19 protein-coding genes are annotated in these 14,901 nt (G+C 49.9%); 11 read left to right on the plus strand and 8 right to left on the minus strand.

Going from position 1 to position 14,901, the window contains the following annotated elements; all coding sequences use genetic code 11:
* Positions 1 to 40 precede the first annotated feature (40 nt).
* From murA to mlaF, 7 genes are read right to left on the minus strand one after another with little or no spacing between them, the layout of a single operon-like run.
* Positions 41 to 1,300, minus strand: coding sequence for a UDP-N-acetylglucosamine 1-carboxyvinyltransferase (gene murA, locus TOLA_RS15010; protein WP_015879964.1), 1,260 nt, complete (start codon positions 1,298 to 1,300; stop codon positions 41 to 43).
* A 51-nt stretch (positions 1,301 to 1,351) separates the two neighbouring features.
* On the minus strand, positions 1,352 to 1,606 hold the full coding sequence (locus tag TOLA_RS15015; RefSeq protein ID WP_015879965.1) for a BolA family protein: 255 nt from the start codon (positions 1,604 to 1,606) through the stop codon (positions 1,352 to 1,354).
* Positions 1,607 to 1,619: 13 nt separating this feature from the next.
* On the minus strand, positions 1,620 to 1,880 hold the full coding sequence (locus TOLA_RS15020) for an STAS domain-containing protein (protein ID WP_015879966.1): 261 nt from the start codon (positions 1,878 to 1,880) through the stop codon (positions 1,620 to 1,622).
* Positions 1,877 to 2,515, minus strand: a complete 639-nt coding sequence (gene mlaC / locus TOLA_RS15025; RefSeq protein WP_015879967.1) for a phospholipid-binding protein MlaC — start codon at positions 2,513 to 2,515, stop codon at positions 1,877 to 1,879. Before mlaC ends, TOLA_RS15020 begins: the two co-directional genes overlap by 4 nt.
* Positions 2,516 to 2,535: 20 nt before the next feature.
* Entirely contained in the window at positions 2,536 to 3,051 is a 516-nt protein-coding gene (gene mlaD, locus TOLA_RS15030) for an outer membrane lipid asymmetry maintenance protein MlaD (RefSeq protein ID WP_015879968.1), read from the minus strand.
* A 5-nt stretch (positions 3,052 to 3,056) separates the two neighbouring features.
* Positions 3,057 to 3,836 (minus strand): lipid asymmetry maintenance ABC transporter permease subunit MlaE, encoded by a 780-nt coding sequence (gene mlaE, locus TOLA_RS15035; protein ID WP_015879969.1) that lies wholly within the window; start codon positions 3,834 to 3,836, stop codon positions 3,057 to 3,059.
* Positions 3,837 to 4,625, minus strand: a complete 789-nt coding sequence (mlaF, locus tag TOLA_RS15040; protein WP_015879970.1) for a phospholipid ABC transporter ATP-binding protein MlaF — start codon at positions 4,623 to 4,625, stop codon at positions 3,837 to 3,839. It lies immediately after the preceding gene.
* 170 nt (positions 4,626 to 4,795) lie between these two features.
* On the opposite strand from mlaF, the gene kdsD reads away from it, so the two are divergent.
* The 10 genes from kdsD (at position 4,796) to TOLA_RS15090 (ending at position 11,553) form a co-directional block, all read left to right on the plus strand.
* The gene (gene kdsD, locus TOLA_RS15045; protein ID WP_015879971.1) at positions 4,796 to 5,770 is read left to right on the plus strand and encodes an arabinose-5-phosphate isomerase KdsD; all 975 of its coding nucleotides are present in this window, start codon (positions 4,796 to 4,798) and stop codon (positions 5,768 to 5,770) included.
* On the plus strand, positions 5,767 to 6,324 hold the full coding sequence (kdsC, locus tag TOLA_RS15050; protein WP_015879972.1) for a 3-deoxy-manno-octulosonate-8-phosphatase KdsC: 558 nt from the start codon (positions 5,767 to 5,769) through the stop codon (positions 6,322 to 6,324). The genes kdsD and kdsC overlap by 4 nt, the downstream gene beginning before the upstream one ends.
* Positions 6,321 to 6,884: an LPS export ABC transporter periplasmic protein LptC gene (lptC, locus tag TOLA_RS15055; protein ID WP_015879973.1), complete on the plus strand. Its 564-nt coding sequence runs from the start codon at positions 6,321 to 6,323 to the stop codon at positions 6,882 to 6,884. The genes kdsC and lptC overlap by 4 nt, the downstream gene beginning before the upstream one ends.
* A complete protein-coding gene (lptA, locus tag TOLA_RS15060) occupies positions 6,859 to 7,377 on the plus strand; it encodes a lipopolysaccharide transport periplasmic protein LptA (protein ID WP_015879974.1) in 519 nt (172 codons plus the stop codon). The genes lptC and lptA overlap by 26 nt, the downstream gene beginning before the upstream one ends.
* A 4-nt stretch (positions 7,378 to 7,381) precedes the next feature.
* Positions 7,382 to 8,107, plus strand: a complete 726-nt coding sequence (lptB, locus tag TOLA_RS15065) for an LPS export ABC transporter ATP-binding protein (protein ID WP_015879975.1) — start codon at positions 7,382 to 7,384, stop codon at positions 8,105 to 8,107.
* A 98-nt stretch (positions 8,108 to 8,205) separates the two neighbouring features.
* Positions 8,206 to 9,660 carry an RNA polymerase factor sigma-54 gene (locus TOLA_RS15070; protein WP_015879976.1) on the plus strand — a complete coding sequence of 485 codons (1,455 nt, stop codon included), beginning with the start codon at positions 8,206 to 8,208 and terminating at the stop codon, positions 9,658 to 9,660.
* A 21-nt stretch (positions 9,661 to 9,681) separates the two neighbouring features.
* Positions 9,682 to 9,969 (plus strand): ribosome hibernation promoting factor, encoded by a 288-nt coding sequence (gene hpf / locus TOLA_RS15075; RefSeq protein ID WP_015879977.1) that lies wholly within the window; start codon positions 9,682 to 9,684, stop codon positions 9,967 to 9,969.
* Between the two features lie 2 nt (positions 9,970 to 9,971).
* Complete coding sequence (gene ptsN, locus TOLA_RS15080; protein ID WP_015879978.1) at positions 9,972 to 10,418, plus strand: PTS IIA-like nitrogen regulatory protein PtsN; 447 nt, start codon at positions 9,972 to 9,974, stop codon at positions 10,416 to 10,418.
* A gap of 6 nt (positions 10,419 to 10,424) precedes the next feature.
* The gene (gene rapZ, locus TOLA_RS15085) at positions 10,425 to 11,291 is read left to right on the plus strand and encodes an RNase adapter RapZ (protein WP_015879979.1); all 867 of its coding nucleotides are present in this window, start codon (positions 10,425 to 10,427) and stop codon (positions 11,289 to 11,291) included.
* A complete protein-coding gene (locus TOLA_RS15090) occupies positions 11,278 to 11,553 on the plus strand; it encodes an HPr family phosphocarrier protein (protein ID WP_015879980.1) in 276 nt (91 codons plus the stop codon). The genes rapZ and TOLA_RS15090 overlap by 14 nt, the downstream gene beginning before the upstream one ends.
* Before the next feature lie 10 nt (positions 11,554 to 11,563).
* On the opposite strand, the gene TOLA_RS15095 is transcribed toward TOLA_RS15090, so the two are convergent.
* Positions 11,564 to 12,451, minus strand: a complete 888-nt coding sequence (locus TOLA_RS15095) for a LysR substrate-binding domain-containing protein (protein ID WP_015879981.1) — start codon at positions 12,449 to 12,451, stop codon at positions 11,564 to 11,566.
* Between the two features lie 109 nt (positions 12,452 to 12,560).
* Between TOLA_RS15095 and metE the strand changes: the two genes are divergently transcribed.
* Positions 12,561 to 14,834, plus strand: a complete 2,274-nt coding sequence (gene metE / locus TOLA_RS15100; protein ID WP_015879982.1) for a 5-methyltetrahydropteroyltriglutamate--homocysteine S-methyltransferase — start codon at positions 12,561 to 12,563, stop codon at positions 14,832 to 14,834.
* The last annotated feature ends 67 nt before the right edge of the window (positions 14,835 to 14,901 follow it).

The raw sequence follows: 14,901 nt of genomic DNA on the forward strand, positions 1-14,901 counted from the left end.
AGGCACCCGACGGTGCCTTTGTTTTCACTAAGGAGTGACTTTACTCACCCTTAATACGGTCGATCTGGCCACCCAGAGCGCGGAATTTCTCTTCGATGCTCTCATAACCACGATCAATGTGGTAGATACGATCCACTATTGTCGTACCTTGCGCCACAAAACCGGCAATCACCAGACTGGCTGAAGCTCGCAGATCGGTCGCCATGACCTGAGCCCCGGATAAACGGGCAACACCCTGACAGATGACAGTATTGCTTTCTATTTCGGCATGACCACCCATACGGATGAGCTCCGGAATATGCATGAAGCGGTTTTCAAAGATAGTTTCCGTGATAACCCCTGTTCCTTCGGCAACCATATTCAGCAGACTAAACTGAGCCTGCATATCGGTAGGAAAGCCGGGATGCGGAGCAGTGCGGATATTCACGGCTTTCGGCCGACGGCCCTGCATGTCCAGACTGATCCAGTCCTCGCCGACTTCAATATCAGCGCCGGCATCGGTCAGTTTAGCCAGTACCGCATCCAGTGTATCCGGACGCGTATTCCGGCAGACAATTTTACCGCCAGTAACTGCAGCCGCAACCAGGAATGTTCCGGTTTCAATACGATCCGGCAACACGCGGTAGACACCGCCACCCAGTCGTTTAACACCTTCAATGATAATTTTATCACTGCCGGCACCACTGATTTTCGCACCCATGGTATTCAGGAAATTTGCTGTATCAACAATCTCCGGTTCGCGGGCCGCGTTTTCAATAATGGTCTTGCCTTCAGCCAGCGTTGCGGCACACATGATAGTCACGGTAGCGCCGACACTCACTTTGTCCATGACAATGTGAGCGCCTTTCAGCCGACCATTCACCGATGCTTTAACGTAACCTTCTTCCAGCGTGATCTTGGCACCGAGTTGCTCCAGTCCATTGATATGTAAATCAACAGGACGGGCACCGATAGCACAGCCACCCGGCAGAGATACCTGTCCCTGACCAAAGCGGGCAACGAGAGGTCCCAGCGCCCAAATGGATGCACGCATGGTTTTCACCAGATCATATGGCGCACAGAACACATTTACCGGACCGGCATCAACATGTACGGAGCCATTTCGTTCGACACGGGCACCCAACTGGCTCAGCAGTTTCATGGTGGTGTCGATATCACGAAGCTTAGGCACGTTCTGGATTTCTACTGGTTCTTCGGCCAGCAAAGCAGCAAACAGGATGGGCAGAGCAGCATTTTTGGCACCGGAAATAATAACCTCTCCGGTGAGCTGGGTTGGCCCCTGCACACGAAATTTATCCATAATGACGATTTCTCAATATTCAGACTTCATAGCGCGGCAATCCGCGCTGACTCAATAACCGTTCAGTTTACGATCACGTTGCCACTCTTCCGGAGTGAACGCCTTGATACTCAGGGCGTGGATGGCATTGCTGGCAATATGTTCCTTCAGCGGAGCATAAACGGTTTGCTGTTTTTTCACCCGGCTCATACCGGCAAACAGGGAAGAAACGGCAATGACTTTATAGTGACCGTTTTCACCCTGTACATATAACTCGTCCAGCGCGAGAGCGGCCCGAAGAATACTCTCAATCTCGGTTGGATGCATAATCATTTCTCGTTTATTGCGATGAGGCCAGATCGAATAATGCACTGACGCCATATAATGAAATCAGCTGCACTAATTCGGGTGATGCGCCCTGTACTAACAGACGCTGATTGGTTGCCTGACAAGCCTGAGCCCACTTGACCAGAAAAGCGACGCCCGCCGAGTCAATCTTATTGACGGAACTGACATCAAGCTCATTCTGTCGGAACAGCTCCTCCCTTCCCGGCCACAATTGTGTCACCTGGACGGCATCAAGATTGCCAGTCAGTTTCATGACTGTTTACCCGGTAAAGTAGCCGGTTTTAAATTATGTTGTTCCAGCATATTGCTGACACTATCAATCCCTTTCTGACGGATAGAACCACCCAGCTCAGACTGTTTGGAAGAAAGCAGACTTACACCTTCAGCAACCATATCAAACACTTTCCATTCGCCGGTTTTGCTGTTCTTCCGTAGCTGAAAAACCACATTAATTTCAGGTTTACCCGGATCAATGACCGTCACTTTTACAGAGACCTCTTTCTTGGTATCCAGCGGCTGGCTCTGTTCTACCTTGATAGTCTGTTTATCATATTTTCCCAGTGCATCGGCGTAAGTCGCTACGATGTAATCGGTAAATGCTGAAACAAAACGATCTCGTTGTGATGGCGTTGTATTTTTCAGCTCTTTACCGATCACTTTATACGCCGCAAACTTGTTATCTACATAAGGTAATAACTCTTCGCGAATAATCGTCCGCAGATGATTCGGATTTTGCTTAACCTGAGGAGCATCCTGCTCCAGACGAGTGAATGTCTTTCCTGCCGCTTCTTTGACCAGCAGATAGGGATCTTGTGAATTAATAGCGAATGACTGTGCAGAAACCAGTAACAGTAACCAGACAGCACAACGGTTTACCCACTTAAACATTGCGTGACTCCTTAGATGCTTTAGTTATTAGTATCTGTTGCAGCAGAAGTCTGGCCATCAGATTTGCCATCCGCCTGCCCGTAGACAAATTTGCCAATCAAATCTTCCAGTACCATCGCTGATTTGGTATCTGAAATCGCATCGCCGCTTTTCAGTATTTCAGTTCCCATTTCTTCATCAGAAAAACCGGGGGTAATACCAATATACTGCTCGCCTAATAAGCCGGAAGTCAGAATGGCTGCCGTACTGGTGTCAGACAACTGGTTATAGTTTTCGTCGATCTGCATTTCCACTTTCGGTGTAAACGATTTGGCATCAATCGAGATATCAGATACCCGGCCAATCACGACACCACCAATTTTTACCGGAGATCTGACTTTAAGACCGCCGATATTATCAAAATTGGCATACAGCGAATATGTATCGCCCTTATTGCCAAAGGTCAGGCCTGCTACTTGCAATGCCAGCATGACACCGGCAAATATACCCGCCAGCATGAAACACCCAACCAGAAACTCAATTTTGCTGAACTTCATCGCTCTCACCTGAACATGACGGCTGTCATTACAAAATCCAATCCCAATACCAGCAACGAGGCGTGAACTACTGTTCGTGTGGTCGCCTGACTGATTCCTGCTGCCGTTGGCAGACTGTCATAACCATTAAATAAAGCAACCCAGGTGACGACCAGTGCAAACGCTACCGACTTGATAATCCCCTGAACAATATCTTCCTGCCAGTCCACCGATGCCTGCATCGCTGACCAGAAACCACCCTCATCAGCGCCGAGCCAGTCAACACCGACCAGTTTGCCACCAATAATACCGATAAAACAAAATATCAGAGACAACAGCGGCAGGCTGATCGCCCCGGCCCAGAAGCGTGGCGAGACAATCCGGCGTAGCGGATCAACTGCCATCATTTCCAGACTGCTCAGCTGTTCGGTCGCTTTCATCAGACCAATTTCTGCGGTAAGCGCCGATCCGGCACGCCCGGCAAATAATAAAGCAGAAACCACCGGACCAAGTTCACGTAACAATGACAGTGCCACTAATGGTCCGAGAGATGCTTCAGCACCAAAATCCACCAGCACCCGGTATCCCTGAAAGCCAAGCACCATACCGATAAACAGACCTGAAACCAGAATAATCAATACAGACTCAACGCCAACGACATAGAGTTGCTGAATCAACAACGGGAAATGTTTTCTCGGTTCTGGTCGTCCAACAAGTGCCTGATACAACATGATGCCGGCACGTCCGGTCGCCGTCAGGCTTTGTATGCCACGCCGTCCGAGACGGCTGATTAAATCGACCAACATCTAAAGTTCCTGTAACAATTCAATGGCCGGATAGTGGAATGGCACCGGTCCATCAGGTAAACCCTGCACAAACTGCACTACTTCCGGATTACCTTCACGGCGCAACTCTTCCGGCGAGCCATGCGCCACAATACTATGATTTGCTATCAGATAGACGTAATCCGCAATGCTCATCACTTCAGCCACATCATGCGATACGATAACGGATGTAATCCCCATTGACGTGTTTAACTCGCGGATCAGTTTTACCAGCACCGCCATCGTGATCGGATCCTGGCCGGCGAACGGTTCGTCATACATGATCAATTCCGGATCCAGCGCTATCGCCCTGGCCAGTGCCGCGCGACGGGCCATACCGCCGGAAAGCTGGGATGGCATCAGACTGGCCGCACCACGCAATCCCACCGATTCCAGTTTCATCAGCACGAGCGTACGGATAATCTCTTCCGGTAAACGGGTATGTTCACGTAACGGATAAGCGACATTGTCAAAAACACTGATCCCACTGAATAATGCGCCGCTCTGGAACAACATACTCATACGTTTACGGATAGCATAAAGATCGCGTCGGTTTAACTGAGGAATATCGGCACCATCGAACAGGATCTGCCCGTGATCCGGCTTCAGTTGCCCGCCGATCAATCGCAGCAAGGTGGTTTTACCGATACCACTGGGTCCCATCAGCGCAGTGATCTTGCCTTTGGGAATATCCAGACTGATATTGTCGTAAATCAACCGCTCTCCATGACTGAAACTTAAGTCCCGGATCTGGATCAATGAATCACTCACGCAACCTCCGCTGACAAACTTCTGTCGCCCATTGTATATGGTGAAAAATGTCGTAGCCAATTAAACAGGTACCACTGATACTGTTTTCAGGCAAAAAAAGTGCCGTTATCGCTTCTGTGCCGAGGTTTTCATATAATGTGATCTCGCGCAACACGCTCAGAGGATCGTAAATGCCAACTAATTTTGATTTCCGCCAGTCCGCAGAACGCGTTTTACGTCTGGAACTCCAGGCAATTGAAGGACTTTTCCAGACACTGGATGAACAATTCACTCAGGCTTGTCAGATGCTTTTCCACTGCAAAGGGAAAGTTATCGTAATGGGCATGGGTAAATCAGGACACATCGGCCGGAAGATGGCAGCCAGTTTTGCCAGCACCGGAACCCCGGCTTTCTTCGTCCATCCGGGTGAAGCCAGCCATGGTGATTTGGGCATGATCAGCAGCAATGATGTGGTCATCGCCATTTCAAATTCCGGTGAAAGCAACGAAATACTGGCTGTCTTGCCGGTGATGAAACGCTGGGGAATCAAGCTTATCTGCATGACCAGCCGGCCTGAATCAACCATGGCAAAAGAAGCCGATATTCACCTTTGTCTGCATGTGGAACAGGAAGCATGCCCGCTGGGTCTGGCTCCGACTTCCAGTACGACCGCAACACTGGTACTTGGTGATGCTCTGGCAGTGTCATTACTCGAAGCCCGTGGCTTTACCGCGAATGACTTTGCCATGTCTCATCCGGGTGGCGCGCTCGGCCGGAAACTGTTGCTGCGGAATGCAGATATCATGCATCAGGGTGAACAGATCCCGGCCGTGTCAGATAAAGCGTCCGTCAGCGATGCCTTACTGGAAATGAGCCGTAAAGGTCTGGGGATGACCGCGATTCTGGATGATACCGGAACACTGGCCGGGATTTTCACGGATGGTGATTTGCGCCGTATACTGGATCAACAACTGGATATTCATACCACATCAATCACCAAAGTGATGACAACCAACTGCATCACCGTCCCTGCCGAGATGCTGGTGGCTCAGTCGGTGAAGCTGATGCAGGAAAGAAAAATCAACGCACTGATCGTGCTGGATAAACAACACCGCCCGGTCGGTGCATTTAACATGCATGATGTGCTGAAAGCCGGAGTAGTATGAGCGATTATATAGCCACGCCTTACGGTACTGTGGAAAAACGCATTATGGCACTGGCAGCTGAGATCCGGCTGCTGGTATGTGATGTCGATGGCGTCTTATCCGATGGCCGGATCTATATGGGCAATGACGGTGAAGAGCTGAAAACCTTTCATACGCATGACGGGTTTGGCATCAAGGCTCTGCTGAACGCCGGTATTGATGTGGCCGTTATCACCGGACGCAGTTCAAACATAGTGCAGCGCCGGATGCAGGCACTGGGGGTGCAGCATATTTATCAGGGCCAGGGCGACAAACTGCCCGCGTTTGAAGCGTTACTGGATAAGCTGGAACTCTCCGCTTCTCAGGCTGCCTATATCGGTGACGATGTCATCGATTTACCGGTCATGCATAATGCCGCATTAGGTATTGCCGTGGTAAACGCTCATCCGCTGGTACTGCAAAAAGCAGACCTGGTGACCCGGACCAGTGGTGGCTATGGTGCCGTCAGAGAAGTCTGTGATTTGATTTTACAGGCTCACGGCCAGCTCGATTCCGCACAGGGAACCTCGGTATGATCAACCGGCAAACGTTACTGATATTATTGCTGTTTCTAGTGTCACTGCTGGCATGGCAATGGTCATCACAGCATGATAATCAGAATACATTGCTGCAGAAAAAAGATCTGTCATTACCGAGTTTTACCGCGTCCAAGCTGCATAACCAGCGTTACAGTGCCGATGGTAAATTAACGGATATTTTTACCGCCGATCAGGCGCTTTATTATCAGCACAATAAAGTGACCGATGCGGTGCATCCGGTATTGCAGACATTCGAACCGAATGGCCAGAAAGCCTGGAATGTCTCGGCGAACTCCGGACAAATGATCAGTAATGATCGATTGATTCTGCGTGATAGCGTGTTAATTAAAAATCACAATCCGGCACTCAACATTGACCGGATGCAAACCAGTTATCTGGAAATGGATATGAACAGCCGCCAGATCAGTAGCGATAAACCCGTCACTATTGACAGTCCGGACTATCATGTCCAAGGTGTCGGCTTACATGCTGATTTGAATACCAAACGTTACCAAATTTTGGATAAAGGCCATGCAACTTACTTTAAGCCACGCTAGTTTCGGACTGCTTTTGCTGCTTTCAGTCAGCGCGCAGGCCAAACAATCAGATTATCAGCAACCGGTCGTCGTTGACTCCGTCAGCCAAGAGGCTGAACTGAATGAAAATAAAGTAACTTTTCTGCAGGATGTGACGATCACTCAGGGTTCCATCATTATTCACGCCGATAAAGTAGTGGTATTACGGCATGAGAAAGGGAATGATGAGATGATCGCAACCGGTCGGCCGGCCACCTTTTTCCAGATCCTGGACAACGGTAAACCGGTTAACGCCAGTGCCAGCGAATTACGTTATCAGTTAAAAGATCGCCTGGTCACCCTGACAGGGAAAGCCGAGCTGAAGCAGGATGATAATCAGGTGAACGGTGATGTGATCCGTTATGACATCCAGAAACAGCAGATGATAGCGCAGAGCAGCGGTAAAGGTTCCCGCGTGAAGACTATTTTTCTTCCACAGGAAATCGAAGAATTCAACAAAGCAGGCAAACCGTAAATCTATGACTCTTTTGCAAGCAAGTGGCCTGAAGAAAAGTTACAAGGGCAGACAGGTCGTACAAAACGTCAGTCTGCAGGTCGCCACTGGTCAGGTAGTGGGTCTGTTAGGCCCGAATGGTGCAGGAAAAACGACCTCCTTTTATATGATCGTCGGACTGGTACCGCAAGACGGCGGAACCGTTATGATCGACCAGTTGGATATCACCGCGATGCCGATGCATCAGCGGGCGCGCCATGGTATTGGCTACCTGCCACAGGAAGCCTCTATTTTCCGGCGTCTGACCGTTGAAGAAAATCTGCTGGGCGTATTACAGCTACGCAGTGAGCTGAGCCGGGCAGAGCAAAAAGAAAAAATGGAAGCGCTGCTGGAGGAATTCCATATCGGACATATCCGTAAAAACACCGGTATGAGTCTCTCCGGTGGTGAGCGCCGCAGAGTGGAAATTGCGCGGGCACTGGCCGTTGAACCGCGCTTTATTCTGCTGGATGAACCATTTGCCGGGGTCGATCCCATTTCCGTGATCGACATTAAGCGGATCATTGAACATTTACGGGATCGCGGACTCGGTGTATTAATTACCGATCATAATGTGCGTGAAACGCTGGATGTCTGCGAAAAAGCCTATATTGTCAGCCACGGTAATCTGATTGCTGAAGGTTCCCCTGCAGAGATTCTGCAAAATGAGCACGTTAAACAAGTTTATCTGGGTGAAGGATTTACCCTGTAAACAATGTGCCTATGGCCATAATCAGCCATAATAAAAATACGGACTGCTTAGTTACAAGCACCGATACGGAAATTAGAAATTAAGGACATATCCCGTAGATGAAGCCGACCTTACAGTTGCGTCTTGGGCAACAACTTGCCATGACCCCACAATTGCAACAAGCGATTCGTCTGCTGCAACTGTCTACTCTGGAACTACAACAGGAGATCCAGCAGGCTATCGATGCTAATCCTTTATTAGAACAAGAGGATGAATCTGACATCGCTACTCCGGAAATTCCGGATGATGACGATTTCACACCTCCGGATAGCAGCGAAGAAATGGCTCAGGCTCAGGAAAACATGCCTGAAGAACTGCCGATGGACACAACCTGGGATGAGGTCTATACCGCCGCCGGTTCAACATCGTCCGGTAGTGGTCTGATGAACAGTGATGAAGAATCCGTTTATCAGGGAGAAACCGCTGAAAGTCTGCAGGATTATCTGTTGTGGCAGATGCGCTTAACACCGTTCAGCGAACAGGATGCCGCCATTGCCCTGACCATCATTGATAGTATTGATGAGTCCGGTTATCTCAGCGCCTCGCTGGAGGAGATCCAGCAAGCAGTCAGTGCTGATGATGAACTGGTCGAAATGGATGAAATTGAAACCGTTCTGAAACGCATTCAGCATTTTGATCCGGTTGGTGTTGCCGCACGCTCGGTACAGGAATGCCTGCTGATCCAGCTGAATCAGTTTACTGCCGATACCCCCTGGCTCAATGAAGCACGTCTGGCGATTAAAGATCACATGGATCTGCTGGGCTCCCGTGATTACCGCAATCTGGCGCGTAAACTGCAGTTGAAAGAAGGTGACCTGAAAGAAATCCTACAACTGATCCAGACGCTGGAGCCGCGCCCGGGCAGCAGAATTATACCCAGCGAATCCTCGTATGTGATCCCGGATGTGGCCGTCCTGAAAAAAAGCAACCGCTGGGTCGTCGAACTGAACCCCGATGCGATGCCAAAAGTCCGGATCAATGAAACCTATGCTTCAATGGCCCGTCACGCCCGTAACAGCAGTGACAGCCAGTTTATTCGTTCTCATCTGCAAGAAGCCAAATGGTTTATCAAGAGCTTAGAAAGCCGTAACGAAACCCTGCTTAAGGTTGCTAACTGCATCGTGCAACAACAACAGGACTTTTTTGAGTACGGCGAAGAAGCGATGAAACCGATGGTTTTGAACGATGTGGCCGAAGAAGTAGAGATGCATGAGTCGACAATTTCGCGAGTTACTACACAAAAATACATGCATACGCCTCGTGGCATCTTTGAACTGAAGTATTTTTTCTCCAGTCATGTTAATACTGATAGCGGCGGAGAGTGTTCTTCGACTGCAATCAGAGCCTTAATAAAAAAACTGGTCGCGGCGGAAAACCCGGCCAAACCTTTGAGCGACAGCAAGATCGCAGACTTGCTGACGGAACAAGGCATAATGGTGGCAAGAAGAACCATCGCAAAATACCGCGAATCGTTGTCTATTCCACCATCAAGCCAACGCAAACGCCTGCTGTAGGCCAACAATAAGGAAGACGTTATGCAAATCAACCTGTCAGGTCACCATATCGAGTTAACTGATGCATTGCGTGATTATGTCACCAGTAAATTTGCCCGTTTAGAACGTCACTTTGAGCACATTAATAACGTTCAAGTGATCTTAACTGTAGAAAAACTGAAACAAATTGCAGAAGCAAAACTGAACGTCAACGGCGGTGAAATTTTCGCTAATGCCCAAGATGATAGTATGTACGCTGCCATTGATGCACTGATGGATAAACTGGATCGCCAGATCATCAAATACAAAGAAAAATTAGCCAGCAAGTAATCATGTTAATTTCTGAAATCTTGTCTGCGGACTGCACCAAAAGTGCAGTCCCTTGCAGCAGCAAAAAGCGCGTGCTGGAAATTATCAGCGAATTAGCCGCCCCCCGACTGGGACTTGATGAACAAAAGATATTTGACAGTCTGCAGGCCCGGGAAAAAATGGGCACTACAGGCATAGGCAGTGCCATTGCCATTCCTCATGGTCGTATTCCTGATGGCTATCCGGTCACAGGTATACTGCTGACACTGGAGCAACCGATACCGTTTGATGCAATTGATAATCAACCGGTGGATCTGCTGTTTGCCATGCTGGTACCGGAAAGTGAATGTAAAACCCACCTGAAAACACTGGCACTGGTGGCCGAAAAATTTAATGATAAGAACTTCTGTCGTCAGTTGCGTCTGGCTGAATCGGATGAAGCTCTGTATCAACAAATGATCAATGGATGATTACCGATGAAACTCATCGTCGTGAGTGGTCGCTCTGGTTCCGGAAAAACCGTTGCATTACGGGTTCTGGAAGATCTGGGTTATTACTGTGTGGACAATCTGCCTGTATCCCTGCTGTTTCAGCTGGTCGCAGAATTACGCGGTAAATATGATCAGATCGCGGTGAGTATTGATGTCAGAAACCTGCCAGCTACAGCGGAAGATCTGGTTTCAATTCTGGATGAAATCAGACAGCATCAGGATCTGCAATTTTCCAGTTTCTTCTTTGATGCCGACAATGCGACTTTGCTGAAACGCTATGGTGAAAGCCGCCGCCTGCATCCGCTATCGCGACAACAATTCACACTGGCCCAGGCGATCCGGCAGGAAACTGACCTGCTCTCCCCGCTCTCCTCCAGTGCCGACTTACGCATTGATACCAGTCATATCAGTATCCATGAACTCAGTGAACAGATCCGGGAACGGGTACTGGGCAAAAAAGAGCATGAGCTGGTGATGGTATTTGAATCTTTCGGCTTCAAACACGGTATCGCAAAAGATGCTGACTTTGTGTTTGATGCCCGCTTTCTGCCTAATCCACACTGGATCGCTGAACTCAAACCGCTGACGGGTCTGGATGAGCCGGTACAACGTTACCTGCAGTCACAACCCGATGTCGTCAAATACATCAATCAGCTGATCAGTCTGCTGGAGACCTGGTTACCGCAACTGGAACGGAATAACCGCAGCTATGTGACTGTGGCTATCGGCTGCACCGGTGGTCAGCACCGCTCGGTATTTATTGCTGAGCAACTGGCGAATCATTTCCTGGTGCTGGGGAAAAATGTCCAGCGTCGCCACCGCACACTGGAGAAATTACATGCCCCGGGTTGAGAATCAGGTCGCGGTCATCAACAAGCTGGGATTGCATGCCCGGGCAGCAATCAAACTGGTGCAACTGGTTGCGAATTTTCAGGCAAAAATCACTCTGTGTAATGGTGAAAAACAAGCCAGTGCAGACAGTGTCGTTGGCCTGTTAATGCTGGAGGCTGCACAAGGCGAAACGATCCGCGTTATCTGCGATGGCCCGGAAGCCATTGAAGTCATGGACGCAGTGCTTCACCTGTTTGAAGCCCGTTTTGATGAGAACGAATAGCCCGCAACGTTCATTTTGCTTCTGCAGGATGCCGGGTCAGCGCTTTAATTAATGTTCTGATCGCCGGTTGTTGCCGCTCCCCGACCCTGACTGCCGCATGTAAACGCCGCCACAAACCATCACCCAGCGCTTTCGAAATGATTAATTGCTGTTGTTCAAATTCCCGGCAAACCCAATCCGGTAACACGGTAATGCCCCATCCGGCCGCCACCATTTGTGTCAACATCAGGGTATTCTCGAGCGTCTTTATCTGTTTAGGTTTAAGACCTGCCGGCTGCATAAAATGACGCAGCACATCCAGCCGTTGTGGTACGACCGGATAGGTAAGTAACACTTCATCACTCAGATTTTCTGCGGTAATCAGCTCAGCACTGGCCAGCGGATGAGTTACCGGCAATACCAGCCGCATTTCAAAATCAAATAATGGTGCATAGTAAATCCCATTCTCCGGCAACAGATCGGCGGTTAATACCATATCCAGTTCTCCCTGCAGCAGCGCTTGCTGCGGAGTAAAATCAAGCTGACTGGCAAATGTCAGTTCCAGATCAGGATAACGTTGCTGCAACTGTTGCAATGCCGGCGTCAGCCAGCGGATACAGCTGTGACACTCCACGTTGATACGCAGCTGAACCGGCTGCAGGTCGCGCCGCAGATAATGCACTACCTCGTCCACCTGCGGTAATACAGATTCCGCGAGCGTTACCAGTCTGAGTCCATCCGCAGTGAAATTCAGCGGCTTACTTTTCCGCAAAAACAGCGGCCCACCCAAACGTTGCTCCAGCTCGGTTAACTGATGGGATAAAGCAGACTGACTCAGATTTAGCATATCTGCCGCTGCCGCCAGCGAGCCTTGCTGCTTTAAGGCTAATAGTGACCGGAGATGTTTCAGTTCAAACATGAAAAACCTGCAAGTTGCGGATGCAAAGAATGCACTGGTACTGACTAAGGTAACGCGGAAATATAGCCATGTAAACATCCGGACATCTAAACATCCAATCGGAGCAAGCATGACTTTTACTACGCATACCCTAGGTTTTCCCCGTATCGGATTACAGCGGGAACTGAAACAAGCACTGGAAGCCTATTGGGCAGGAAATATTACACAAACAGCATTATTACAAACTGGCAGGAATCTGCGTCACCGCCACTGGCAATGGCAGCAACAAGCCGGGGTAGATCTCTTGCCCGTCGGCGATTTCGCCTGGTATGACCATGTACTGACCACCAGCCTGATGGTAGGAAATGTGCCTCCGCGCCACCAGAACAGCGATGGCAGTGTCGATCTGGATACGCTGTTCCGGATTGCCCGCGGACGCGCACCAACCGGGAAGCAAGCTCCGGCCGCAGAGATGAGTAAATGGTTTAATACGAATTATCATTATCTGGTCCCCGAGTTTCATGCTGAGCAGGAATTTAAACTGAGCTGGACTCAGTTATTCGATGAAACCGACGAAGCACTTACTGCCGGTTATCGAGTTAAACCGGTATTACTCGGTCCGCTAAGCTACCTCTGGCTGGGTAAAACCAAAGGCACCGCATTTGATAAACTGTCACTGCTACCGCAATTGCTGGCCGTCTATCAGCAAATCCTGCAGAAACTGGCCGCGCAAAAAATCGAATGGGTACAAATTGATGAACCCGTACTGGCATTAGACCTTCCGGCTGAATGGCAGCAGGCATATCTGTCGGCGTATCAGCAGTTGCAGGGTTCCGGCTGTAAATTGCTGTTAACGACTTATTTAGGTGGTATCGCCCACCAACTCGACTGGTTACCCAAGCTTGATGTCGACGGCCTTCACCTGGATGCGGTGGCCGGTAAAAACGAATTAGCACCGACTCTGGCCGCAATTCCGGCACACTGGCAGCTGTCACTGGGAGTTATCAACGGGCGCAATATCTGGCGGGCTAATTTGCATGAACTGTATGCACAGCTGACTGAACTGAAGCAAACGCATCGGGACTTTTGGTTGGGCACATCCTGTTCGTTATTACATAGCCCGATAGATTTACAGGCAGAACACGGATTGGAGCCGGAAATCAAAAGCTGGTTCGCGTTTGCCCGGCAGAAGTGTACCGAGTTGCATCTGCTGCAGCGGACACTGCGCGAACCGGACGATCAGAAAATCCTGACCTTGCAAGCCTACAGTGCACCGCTGCGGCAACGACAACAATCCGTTCGCGTACAGGATGAGACCATTCAGGCCGCAGTCGCGGCGATCCGTCCGGAAGATGCCGAACGTAACGCAGTTTATGCACTGCGCGCAACAGAACAACAGGTTCGCTTCCAGTTGCCGGACTGGCCAACCACGACCATCGGCTCCTTCCCGCAAACCGGCGAGATCCGCACCTTACGCCGTCGCTTTAAACAAGGCGAAATCGATCTGGAAACTTATGAACAGGGTCTGAAACAGGAAATCGCTTATGCCGTAACAGAACAGGAACAGATAGGTCTGGATGTTCTGGTACATGGTGAAGCGGAACGTAATGACATGGTGGAATATTTCGGTGAACAGCTGACAGGCTACGCTTTCACACAAAATGGCTGGGTACAGAGTTACGGCTCCCGCTGCGTCAAACCGCCGGTGATTGTCGGCGATATCAGCCGCCCGGCGGCGATGACCGTACGCTGGAGTCAGTACGCCCAGTCCCTGACCAGCAAACCCATGAAAGGCATGCTGACAGGCCCGATTACCATGCTGTGCTGGTCATTCCCGCGTGAGGATATATCACGGGAAACCATGGCATTACAGCTGGCACTGGCCTTACGTCATGAAGTTCAGGATCTGGAAAAAGCCGGGATCGGGATTATTCAGATTGATGAACCGGCACTGCGTGAAGGTTTACCACTGCGTCAGCAGGAGCAGGCTGCGTATCTCAACTGGGCAGTAAAAGCCTTTAAACTGACCGCCGCCGGTGTCGCAGATGATACGCAGATCCATACCCACATGTGTTATTGCGAGTTCGGTGATGTCATGCCATCCATTATCGCACTGGATGCCGATGTGATTACCCTGGAAACCTCCCGTTCCGATATGGAATTACTGGATGTGTTCCATCATCAGGCATATCCGAACGATATTGGCCCGGGCGTTTATGACATCCACTCACCGAATGTGCCAACGGTGGAATGGATAACACAGTTGCTGCAAAAGGCCCGGCAGCACATCCCGACAGAACGTCTTTGGGTAAACCCGGATTGCGGACTGAAAACGCGCGGCTGGCCGGAAACCCGTACGGCACTCAGCAACATGGTTGAAGCCGCCCGATTATTGCGTCAATAATCCGTCACCCTGACCAGTCAGCAATCGCCCGCTGACTGGTTTTCCTCTCTTCACCCGCATTCAGAGA

Origin of the sequence: Tolumonas auensis DSM 9187, from assembly GCF_000023065.1 — a bacterium.
GTDB classification, from domain to species: domain Bacteria; phylum Pseudomonadota; class Gammaproteobacteria; order Enterobacterales; family Aeromonadaceae; genus Tolumonas; species Tolumonas auensis.